2 protein-coding genes are annotated in these 5021 nt (G+C 34.2%); both read left to right on the top strand.

The window, feature by feature from the left end; all coding sequences use genetic code 11:
* Positions 1-19: 19 nt before the first annotated feature.
* The gene (locus tag ACM6F9_RS00805) at positions 20-3241 is read left to right on the top strand and encodes a hypothetical protein (RefSeq protein WP_414843981.1); all 3222 of its coding nucleotides are present in this window, start codon (positions 20-22) and stop codon (positions 3239-3241) included.
* A 4-nt stretch (positions 3242-3245) separates the two neighbouring features.
* On the top strand, positions 3246-5021 hold a 1776-nt coding region (locus tag ACM6F9_RS00800; protein WP_414843980.1), incomplete at its 3' end, for a DUF6443 domain-containing protein.

The raw sequence follows: 5021 nt of genomic DNA, 5'->3' as shown, positions 1-5021 counted from the left end.
AATCAAGAAATAAACGCAAATGAGAAAAGTTATAATTTCTGGATTTATTTTGAATCTTCTTGTAACATTCAAGGCTCAAAATACTTCTACAGATCCTGTTAATACGGTAGATAAAACAATTAGTAACATAATTCCTCCGACTCCGGAATCATTTAAATTTGGGACATTTGGAAATATTGCAACAGGTCTCTTTACAGGAGGACCTAATATTGATATTCCTATTACAGAATTTCATGGAGGTTCAATTAAAATTCCTATTAATATCAATTATGCTAGTAATGGCATCAGAGTAGATGAACTTAACGGGTCTGTTGGTTTGGGTTGGAGGTTTATTAACGCAGGAGTAATAACAAGAATAATAAGAGACCTACCTGACGAAGTAAATTCCACCTCAACAGATACTCCAAATATTGATTTATTGGGATATAATGACCCAACAGTTGTTTCTTATCTAAAAAATTGTAAAAAAGATAATTTTGATTCTGAATTAGATATTTATACTGCAAATTTTTGTGGTACAAGCTTAAGTTTTTATATCGAAAGAAATGGGAATATCAGACTTCTTAATAATAATGGCTATAAAATTACAAAACAAAGTGAGGGGTTTACCATAACGGGAACAGATGGTAGTGTTTATTCATTTTTTGATAACGAAAAGACTAGGACAACACAAACCAACTCAGGAATGCATCGTGAGATATATGTAAACACAACAGCGTGGTATTTAACAAAAATAGTTGATACAAATAATCATCAAGTGAATATAGATTATTATGATCAAAACTTTCAAAGTACCATCGCACAGTCTCAGACGATGATTTATACAAATACGGCACAACAAAAATATTCTAATCCATCAAATGATCCTAATTCCGTCGCCTGTTCTACGTATTGTAGTGTAAATAATTATATAATCACCCCGGACATTGGATTAATATCGGAAACCAATCAGGTAACATTTGGAAAACAAATTAAAAAAATTTATGATGAAACTTCTGAAATTAATTTCGAATATGAAGCACAACAAGATGATTTTGGATTATTAAAAAGGGTAGCGAAATATCATAATAATGAAATTATCGAAGACTTTAATTTTATTTATAAAAAAAATGCCAAGAATAGAACATTTTTAAGCTCTTTAAATAACATTAAGAACAATTCAAAATATTCTTTTGATTACTATAGTTATGAGACAGTACCAGCTAGGTTAAGTTTTAGCAGGGATAAATGGGGATATTTTAACGATCAGTCTAATTCCAATTTAATTCCACAAATTTTCACATCTGCACAGAGTAATTTACCTCAATATGTTAATTATCCTGGAGCCAACCAGGAAATAAATACAAGTACTAATTATTATGGATTATTACAAAAGGTAACTTATCCTACAGGAGGAAATACAACCTTGTTTTACGAAACTCCCAAAATGGATACTCAGTACTTTGTGCCAGCATCGGCTTACAATAATAGCGAAGTTATGTTTACATCAACTGATAATCATAGTTCTGTAAAAACAACATCAATTACCATTATACCTGGAGCATCAGGTTATGCACATATTACAGCTGCAAACGATATAAAACTGGACGGAGGATGCTCCAATTCAAATCTGACCACTACCCAGAAACAAAATACCTCTGTAACAGTATTTGATCAAACTAATACTCCTCAAATAATTTATAAGCAAAGTCTTACCTATGGTATGGTTGAAACAGGAACAGGAATAACATGTTTAACTGGTACCAGTGATGATGGTTATGTTTATCTCCAAAAAGACCAACCTTATAAGTTTGAATTAAGGGCTGGTTGGTTCTGTTCCATTGCTAATGCAACTATCTCCTATCCAGCAGGTGAAACTCCTGCCCATATGGAAACTATTAATAAACCAGTTGGTGGGTTGAGAGTATCCAAAACTATTGATATTTCTAACTCGGGGGATGAAATAACAAAATTATATAAATATAGCAAATTGGATGGAACTCCTTCTATTAAAGTAAACAGAGACCCTGTCTTCTCTGAAATTAATAATACTATCTCATATTGTGAAGGAAGCCAGTGTAGCGGACCCGTTCTCCCAATACAGTATCATTCAATTACATCTTCCAACTTAAATCAATATGGTTCTTTTGAACCGGATGTTTGCTATGATACTGTAATTGAAGATTTGGGGCAAAGAGGAAAAATTGTTCATAAGTTTATTACTGATAATGATGAAACAGGAAGTATTAATGGATCAGAAATTTTATCCGCTCCAAGATCAAATACTGCCTGGAATAACGGAATAGAATATCTCACACAGTATTATAAAGATGATACTAAGGTAAAAGAAATTGAGAAGATTTACTTTGAGTCTCCTTTTAGTAAATTTGAAACATTTTCATTGGCAACCAGAAAGAAATACGAACTTCTGACTGCTTTTGGAGGCGTGGGCGAATTTGATAATCTTGATCTGGTTTTATACAAAAATATCAGTCGTTTTACTTATCTGCAATCTCAAAAAACTACAGATTATTTCAATGGTACTCCGGTTCTGACACAAACTGATTATTTCTATAATAATCCATCCCATTATCAGCTTAATAAACAAAAAACAACTTTCCCAGATGGTGTTGTCAATGAGACCAATTATCAATATGCTCACGAAAAAGGAAATCAAAAACTGATTAATGCTAATATGATTGGTATCCCTTTAGAAACAGAAGTAAAGAAAAACTTGAATACGGTATCAAAAACAGAAACTAAGTATGACGCTCCATTGAACTTATTTCCAAGTTCCGTGGTGTCTACAGATTTGCAAAATATCCAAACTACAGAAGTTACATATGATCAATACGATTCTAAAGGAAATCTTCAGCAGTACACTACAAAAGACGGTATTTCAGCGGCAATTATCTGGGGCTATAACCAAACGCAACCTATTGCTAAAATAGAAAATGTGAAAATAGCAGCCATCCAACAGTCAATAATTGATGCCCTTGTTAATGCTTCCAATACAGATGCAGCAGCAGGAAGTAATAATGATGAGACGAATCTGTTTACCGCATTTAACAATTTCAAAAACACACTGCCTGGTTATCAAATTACTACTTACAGCTACGATCCTTTAATTGGAGTTAGAAGCATCACACCGCCATCCGGAATCAGAGAAAATTATATCTATGATTCTGCAGGCCGACTTGAAAAAGTGATTAATATGGATGGCAAAGTGTTGAAGGAGATGAAATACAACTATAAAAACTAAACCGATGAAAAAATTAATACTACCGATAGGAGCCTTGCTCTTATCCAACTTAATATATGCCCAGCTTTCCCCGCTTCCTAATACAGAGAACTATATTCAGACTAAAACGTATTTAGATTATAACGGAACCTTGGCTACAAAATCATCAGAAACTGTTCAGTATTTTGATGGATTAGGAAGACCAAAACAAATTGTCAATGTAAAAGCATCTCCATTGGGAAAAGATGTTGTTACTCCCATTAAATATGATCAGTTTGGAAGACAGGTACAGGAATACCTTCCTATCCCTCAAGGTGGAACTTTAAACGGAGCTATTATTCCAGATCCCTTGAGTAATGTAAGCAGTACACCTTATGGTTCAGAAAAGATTTATTCTGAGAAGGTTTTGGAAAATTCTCCTTTAGACAGAGTTCAGCAGCAGATTCAGGTAGGTACTGATTGGAGTACTAAGCCTGTTAAATTTGAATATGATGCTAATAAGACTACTGAGGAAGTAAGAAAATTTAAGACCGCTACAACCTGGGAAAACGGAGCTACTAAATCTGTACTTGCAGAAGATTGGCTGTACACGGATAATCAGTTGTATAAAAATACAGTAATTGATGAAGATGGCAATAAAACTATAGAATTCAAGAATGGGAGAGGCCAGGTAATCATGGTTAGAAAAGAAGATGGAAGCAGTACTTATTATGTTTATAATGAATATGATCAGCTTGCTTTTGTACTGCCTCCTATGGGGAGTATGAGAGGGGATATAGTTGCTAATATTACTAAACAGGATGAATTTTGCTACCAGTACCGTTATGATGGAAAGGGAAGGTTAGTAGAAAAAAAGCTTCCTGGCAAAGGCTGGGAATATATGGTGTATGATAAAGCAGACAGAATGATTCTTTCTCAGGATGCGAATTTAAGGAAATCTTTCGACTGGATCATCTATAAATATGATGTATTAGGAAGACCTATTTATACAGGAATCGTAAAGTCTAACAATACAAGAATTGGAATGCAGAACCAGATCCTTGGAGGAGCTATCATTGAAGGTAGAGATAATACCCCTCTGACTGCAAATGGAATGCCTTATTATTATACCAATATGCATTGGGGATTGAATACACTTTTGTCTGTTACTTATTATGATTCTTACCCTCAGCAGTATGGCTTTAATCCACCTGTTCCTTCAACTATTTTGGGAGAACCTGTATTGACGGATACTCCTACGGCTGATGGCAGAAGTACCAAAGGACTTCCTGTGCTCAGTCTTGTAAAAAACGTTGAGGATGACGGCTGGACAAAAAGCTATACCTATTACGACAGGAAAGGAAGAGCTATTGGAAGCCATTCTATCAATTATTTAGGAGGTTATACCCATACAGAATCAAAACTTGATTTTGCAGGATTACCGCAGCAAACAATCACAAAACATAAACGGTTAAATTCAGATACGGAAAGAATTATTACAGAAACTTTTGAATACGATAATCAGAACAGATTGTTGGTACACAAGCATCAGGTAGATAGTAATCCTGTAGAGATTCTTGCTCAGAATAAGTACAATGAACTTTCACAATTAGAATCTAAAAAGGTAGGCGGAGTAACGGCTTCTTCTCCGCTTCAACAGATCGATTACAAGTATAATATCCGTGGCTGGATGACCCAGATCAATGATCCGGCAGCTTTAAATGGGAAGCTATTTGGCTATAAAATTAAATATCAGAATTCTGATAATACTTCTTATAAAAAATTTAATGGTAATATCTCAGAAGTAGACTGGAAAACTTCT

It is taken from the genome of Chryseobacterium sp. IT-36CA2 (genome assembly GCF_949767875.1).
In the GTDB taxonomy this organism is placed as follows: domain Bacteria; phylum Bacteroidota; class Bacteroidia; order Flavobacteriales; family Weeksellaceae; genus Chryseobacterium.
This window is presented reverse-complemented; position numbering and strand designations above follow the sequence as displayed.